The 6,117-nt window shown below is 72.4% G+C and carries 6 protein-coding genes; 3 read left to right on the top strand and 3 right to left on the bottom strand.

Annotated features, from left to right (window positions below; all coding sequences use genetic code 11):
- A partial coding sequence (locus FNH08_RS42305) for an acyl-CoA dehydrogenase family protein (RefSeq protein ID WP_152776822.1) occupies positions 1-940 on the bottom strand: 940 nt, incomplete at its 3' end.
- Between the two features lie 160 nt (positions 941-1,100).
- Between FNH08_RS42305 and FNH08_RS42300 the strand changes: the two genes are divergently transcribed.
- On the top strand, positions 1,101-2,642 hold the full coding sequence (locus FNH08_RS42300; protein ID WP_322726344.1) for a class I adenylate-forming enzyme family protein: 1,542 nt from the start codon (positions 1,101-1,103) through the stop codon (positions 2,640-2,642).
- 22 nt (positions 2,643-2,664) lie between these two features.
- On the opposite strand, the gene FNH08_RS42295 is transcribed toward FNH08_RS42300, so the two are convergent.
- On the bottom strand, positions 2,665-3,177 hold the full coding sequence (locus FNH08_RS42295) for an EF-hand domain-containing protein (protein WP_152776820.1): 513 nt from the start codon (positions 3,175-3,177) through the stop codon (positions 2,665-2,667).
- Between the two features lie 172 nt (positions 3,178-3,349).
- Positions 3,350-3,784: an STAS domain-containing protein gene (locus FNH08_RS42290; protein ID WP_322726343.1), complete on the bottom strand. Its 435-nt coding sequence runs from the start codon at positions 3,782-3,784 to the stop codon at positions 3,350-3,352.
- A gap of 389 nt (positions 3,785-4,173) precedes the next feature.
- On the opposite strand from FNH08_RS42290, the gene FNH08_RS42285 reads away from it, so the two are divergent.
- Both FNH08_RS42285 and FNH08_RS42280 read left to right on the top strand, forming a co-directional pair.
- Positions 4,174-4,755 (top strand): sigma-70 family RNA polymerase sigma factor, encoded by a 582-nt coding sequence (locus FNH08_RS42285; protein ID WP_152776819.1) that lies wholly within the window; start codon positions 4,174-4,176, stop codon positions 4,753-4,755.
- Positions 4,752-6,116 carry a zf-HC2 domain-containing protein gene (locus FNH08_RS42280; RefSeq protein WP_322726342.1) on the top strand — a complete coding sequence of 455 codons (1,365 nt, stop codon included), beginning with the start codon at positions 4,752-4,754 and terminating at the stop codon, positions 6,114-6,116. Before FNH08_RS42285 ends, FNH08_RS42280 begins: the two co-directional genes overlap by 4 nt.
- Position 6,117 lies beyond the last annotated feature (1 nt).

The following is a 6,117-nucleotide window of genomic DNA, read 5'->3' as shown; positions in this document are numbered from 1 at the left end:
CCCCCGGGCCCCCGCGCGCGCTCTCGGCCTCGCTCACGTTCCACTGCGTCAGCCGCCACAGCGCGCGGAACTCGGCGTTCAGCCGGCCCAGCCCGCGCCGGAGCACGGGGTCGTCCCAGCGGCCGTTCTTCCGTGCCTCGCGCGCCAGTTCGCCCAACACGCGACGGCACGCGACCACTTCACCCACGAACGCCGTGCCCCGCTCGAACGACAGCGTCACCATGGTCACGCGCCAGCCGTCGTTCTCGGCGCCGAGACGGTGAGCGACCGGCACCCGCACCTCGTCGAGGAAGACCTCCGCGAACTCCGCCGACCCCGCCAGGGTCTTCAGCGGCCGTACGGTGATCCCGGGGGCGTCCATGGGCATGGCGAGCCAGGTGATCCCCCGATGCTTGGGCGCGGAGGGATCCGTACGCACCAGCAGCTCGCACCAGTCGGCCACTTCGGCGTGGGACGTCCAGAGCTTGGAGCCGCTCACCACGTAGTCGTCGCCGTCCCTCCGCGCGCGTGTGCGCAGCGCGGCGAGGTCGGAGCCCGCGTCCGGCTCGCTGAAGCCCTGGCACCAGACCTCCTCGCCGCGCAGGATGGGCGGGAGCCAGCGCGCCCGCTGTTCGGCGGTGCCCTCGGCGGCGATGGTGGGTCCCGCGTGCAGCAGCCCGACGAAGCCCGCGCCGACGTAGGGTGCGCCCGCCCGCTCGGTCTCCTCCAGGAAGATCAGGTGCTGGGTGGGTGTGGCGCCCCGGCCGCCGGCGTCCACCGGCCAGTGCAGTCCCGCGTATCCGGCGTCGTACAGCATGCGCTGCCAGCCGAGGTCGTAGGCCCGGCGCGCCGGCCAGTCCTCGGGCGGCGGCTTCGGCGGCAGCGTGGGCAGCACCCCGCCCAGCCACTCCCGCAGCCGCGCCCGGAACTCCTCCTCCTCCGGCGTGTACGTGAGGTCCATGCCCGAGCCCTCCCCGCCGACGTACGCGCATATCTGATGAACCGTCAGCTGACGCTCCCCGGGGAAGGCTAGCCCCGCACCTCTGGACCGACAAGGCGCCGCGTCCTACTCTTCGGCCCACGATCTGACTGACCGTCAGTTAGTCACGAGGGGGCCCGCCGTGAACGACACCGCCCACGCACTCAGTACGTCCCGCACCCTCTGGGAGCTTCTCTCCCGCCGCGCCGACCTCACCCCCGACCGACCGGTCCTCCTCCAGGACGACCGGCACTTGAGCTTCGGCGAACTGCGCGGGCGTGCCGAACGGGTGGCGGCGGGCCTGTACGACATGGGAGTGCGCCCCGGCACGGTTGTCGCCTGGCAGTTGCCCACCCGTCTCGAGACCGCGCTGCTGTCCTTCGCGCTGGCCCGCCTCGGCGCCGTGCAGTCGCCCGTCATCCCCTTCTACCGGGACCGCGAGGTCGGCTTCGCGCTGCGGGAGTCGAAGGCGGAGTACTTCGCCGTGCCGGGCGAGTGGCGCGGCTTCGACCACACGGAGATGGCGCGACGCCTGGGCGCGAAAGGCGTCTTCGAGGCGTACGACCGACTCCCGGACGGCGATCCCGCCGTACTGCCTCCGCCGCCCTCCGAGGGCACCTCGGTCCGCTGGATCTACTGGACCTCGGGCACCACCTCCGACCCCAAGGGCGTACTCCACACGGACCGTTCACTGATCGCGGGCGGCTCCTGCCTCGCCCACGCGCTCCACCTCACGGCGTCCGACGTGGGCTCGATCGCGTTCCCGTACGCGCACATCGGCGGCCCCGACTACATGGTGATGCTGCTGCTGTACGGCTTCCCGGCGGTGATGTTCGAGCACTTCGCGCTGCCGGACGCGCTGAAGGCGTACCGCGGGCACGGGGTGACGGTGGCGGGCGGATCCACGGCGTTCTACTCGATGTTCCTCGCCGAACAGCGCAAGCAGCCAGGCACACCGGTCGTCCCGACGCTGCGGCTGCTGGCGGGCGGCGGAGCGCCGAAGCCGCCCGAGCTCTATCACTCGGTGGTACGCGAGATGGGCGTCCAGCTCACCCACGGGTACGGCATGACCGAGGTTCCGATGATCACGATGGGGTCGCCGGACGACTCGGGGGAGAACCTGGCGACGACCGAGGGACGGCCGCCCGAGGGGATGGAGATACGGATCGTCGACCGGGCCGGCACACCCGTGCCGTACGGCGTCGAGGGGGAGGTGCGGCTGCGGGGCGAGGCCGTGTGCCGGGGCTATCTGGACGCGGAGCAGACGGCGCGGGCGTTCGACGCGGACGGGTTCCTCGTCACGGGTGACCTCGGGCGTCTCACCCCCGACGGTCACCTGGTCCTGACGGGCCGCCTCAAGGACGTCATCATCCGCAAAGGGGAGAACATCTCGGCCAAGGAGATCGAGGACCTGCTGCACCGCCACCCGGCGGTCCGGGACGTCGCCGTCATCGGGCTGCCGGACACCGAACGCGGGGAGCGGGTCTGCGCGGTGGTCGAGCGGGTGCCGGGAGACGTGAGTGGGGACGGGGAGTTGTCGCTGGAGGACGTGACCTCGTACCTGCGCTCGGAAGGGCTGTCCGTGCACAAGCTGCCGGAGCAGCTGGAGGTGGTGGACGCCCTTCCGCGCAACGACACCCTGCGGAAGGTGCTCAAGTACAGGCTGCGCGAGCGCTACTCGTGAACCATGCGTAGCTGGTCGTGAGCTACTCGGGCACCGTGAAGTAGCGGGCGAAGGCCGTGACGATCTCCCCCTCGCTCACCTTGCCGTCGGTGTCGGCGTCGAGGGCCGCCGCGGCCCCGGCGGCGACGTGCTCGGGCACGCCGAGGGCCCTGAGGAGGCGGATGGTCGCCTGGACCGTGGCCGAACCGTCCCCGTCGGCGCCCGCGACGGCGAGGGCCGCGTGCAGGAAGGGGCGGGCGATCTCGGCGAACCGGTCGGGGTTGTCGCGCAGGCGCTTGACCGCGCCGTTGACGAACTCGTCCCGGGTGATGCGCTGGTCGCCGTCCCGGTCCGCTATTCCGGCCATGCCCTGCCAGAAGGCCTCGGCTCCGCCATATAGGGCCTGGCCCTTGTCGGAGCGGGCCGTGGTGGCGAACTCGGCGAGAACCGCCTTGGCGGCCGCGCTGAAGTCCTCGCGGTCGATGTAGTCGTTGCCGTCCTGGTCGAAGGTGGCGAACCGGGCGGCGATCCGGCGCTCGTACTCGGTGCTGACCATGTCTTTTCGGGCCCGCCTTACGTCGTCACATCGGGTTCCTCTGAACGGAGCGTACGACGTCAGGGGCCGGGTCTGCTCGGGAAACGACGCTTGTGCCAAGACCGGTGAAATATCGCGACAACGGTGTTGCCCTGTGCGCGCCCCGGGTACCGGCGGGTCGTGTGCGTGCCGCTCACGCCGACAGTGGGCCCGCCTGCTCGGCCTTGTCCGGGGCGCCGTCCACCGCCGAGATCACGTCGGGGTGGACGTCGAAGAGGCGGCGGACCCCGAGGGCACCGAGGACGCGGTTGACGTGGGCGCCCTGTCCGTTGCCGCCGTCCCCGGCCCGTCCCGCGGGGGTCTCGGCTCCGTCGGCCGGGAGGATCAGGCGCAGTTCACCCCGGCAGGAACGGATCAGCCGGCGGGTGGCGATGAGGACACCGACGCCGCTGGAGTCGCAGAACACGACACCGGAGAGATCCAGGACGATACTGCGGCGGCCGTCGGCCACCGCGTCATGGACCCGCTGTCGCAGCACCGGGGACGTCACCAGATCCATCTCGCCCAACACGTGGAGCACGGCCCACTCGCCGTGCTCGCCGTCGGTCACCTTGAGCGTCACCGCCACGCCTCTCAGCCGCCGGAATTCCTGGAACTCCCGGAATGAGCACCGGAAACGGAAGCCGCCGTTTCGCTTCCTTCTGCGCGGCTGCCCCACCCTCGTTCCATGAAACACCGAGGTGTGGCTGAAAGCGTGGGCCAAGACTGGCCATTTCAGTCTGGAACGGTCCTGTACGATCCAATACGGTCACGCTTGATCGGTTTTGTGCTAGGTAAGGGCCACGCGGCAGCGAAGGTCGACCGGTCCGCGGTCCATACCACCCCCGGACTGCCCGGGGGCGCACATTGCCACAAAGGGGCGTGCGCCACCGGCCGTGCCGACTACATTCGAGGTGGCGCAGGACGCAGGCTGGGCTCGGAGAACAGCGCACGGCACGAGCAGGGATGAGGGGCCACATGGCGACGAACGACGCGCCGCCCCGCTGGGACCGCAGGATGCAACAGCGGCTGGCACACGGCGAGGCGGCGGCGCTCGGCGAGCTGTACGACCGGTTCGCTTCACTCGTGCACGGTCTCGCCCATCGCGTGCTCGGAAACGAACGGGCGGCCGACGCCCTCACGCGCGACGTCTTCACCCACATCTGGGAGCACCCGGACGAGTACGAACCCGGGCAGGGCCCGATGCGTTCCTGGATCGCCTCGCTGACCCACCGCCTCGCCGTACAGCGCCTGCGCGCCACCGAGACCGCGGCGCTGGCGCGGGGCGGCGAGGGCACCACGGAGGACCTGGAACGCAGGGTCCACCGGGCCGCGGCGGCCGCCCGCGCCGACTACATCGTCCAGTCCATGCCCACCCCGCTCCGCGCCGCCCTGGAGCGCGCCTACTTCCAGCGTCGCGACTACCGCCAGACCGCCACCGACCTCGGCATCACCGAGGACGAGGCCCGCCGCCGTCTCCGCCTCGGCCTCCAGCTCCTGTCCACGGCCCACCACACCGGCCCCTCCGGGGTGCCGCCGGAACACGGAGGCGCGGTGTGAACGAGGGCGTGGAGCGGTTCGAGGGGTTCGGCGGGCACGAGGGGCACGACGGCGGTGACGGCGGCCGCGGCAGCAACGGCGGCCGTGATGGTGGCGGAGGGCATGACGGCGGGGAGGCCGTGCCGCCACCGCGGATACCTCTGCCGCGGATGTCCGTCGAGGACAGCGGACTGCCGCTGCCCGAGCCGGTGGGCGTGCCTCTCGTCCTGGAGCACCGGGTGCTCAAGGCACTGCTCGGGGCATGGGCCCTGGCGGCGTGCTCGGCGGAGGAGACGGCCGCCGTCGAGGAGCACCTGGGGACGTGCGGCTCCTGCGCCGACGAGGCGCTGCGGCTGCGCGAGGCCGTGGGGCTGCTGCACGTGGAGGAGAGCCTCGACCTCGACCCGGCCCTGCGCACCCGCGTCCTGGCGGGCTGCCTCGACCGCCGGGCGCCCCGGATCCCCGTACCGGACTGGACGGCTCCGTACGACGCGGAGGCGGCCCGGCTGGACGCGCTGCTGAAGGACATCGGGGAGGCGGAGTGGCACGCCCCGGTGCGGCTGCGGTGGTTCGAGGGTGACGGGCCGGTGAGCCGCCGTACGACCGTCGCCGGGGTCATCACCCACCTGCTGAGCGTCGACGGGCTCGTCGCGGTCGCCCTGGGACTCGACGACCCACTGGACGGGACGGCGGACGCCCCGACCCCGGCGGCCCGCACCGAGGCGTACTGGCGGGCCTCCCGCTTCCCGCCCTCGCGCGGTGTGCGCGGCCCGTGGCGCGAACAGAGCCACGCCCTCGTCCGCACGGTCTCCTTCACGAGCGAGGACTCCGCCGGTTCGGGCTCGGGCTCCGGCTCCGGCTCCGGCTCCGGCTCCGGGAAGCTGTACGTCCCGTACGGCGACTTCGAGCTGCCGTTGCGGGACGCCATGCTGGACCGCGCCTTCGAGTGCTGGATCCACGCGGAGGACATCGCGGAGGCGGTGGACTACCCGTACGAGCCGCCCGCCCCGCGCCATCTGCACCGCATGATCGATCTGGCGGCCCGCATGCTGCCGACGGTCCTGGCCGCGCGCCGCCGGGCCGGGCTCGCCGCCGCACCGCCCCGGCAGACCCGCCACCTTGTCCCCGCCGGCTCGCCCGGCCGCAGCCTGCGCCTGGAGATCGAGGGCCTCGGCGGCGGTGAGTGGCTCATCCCCCTCGACTCCCCCGCCGCGGTGGGCTCCGCCGATCACGCGGTGGCCCACGTGGCGCTCGACGGCGTCGAGTTCTGCCGGCTGGCCGCGGGCCACGTGTCCCCTGAGGAGGCCGCCGCCGGCCAGGACGGTGACCGCGAGGCGATCAGGGATGTGCTGTTCGCGGCGGCGAGTATGAGCCGGATGTAGG

It is taken from the genome of Streptomyces spongiae (assembly GCF_009377185.1).
GTDB lineage: Bacteria > Actinomycetota > Actinomycetes > Streptomycetales > Streptomycetaceae > Streptomyces > Streptomyces spongiae.
This window is presented reverse-complemented; position numbering and strand designations above follow the sequence as displayed.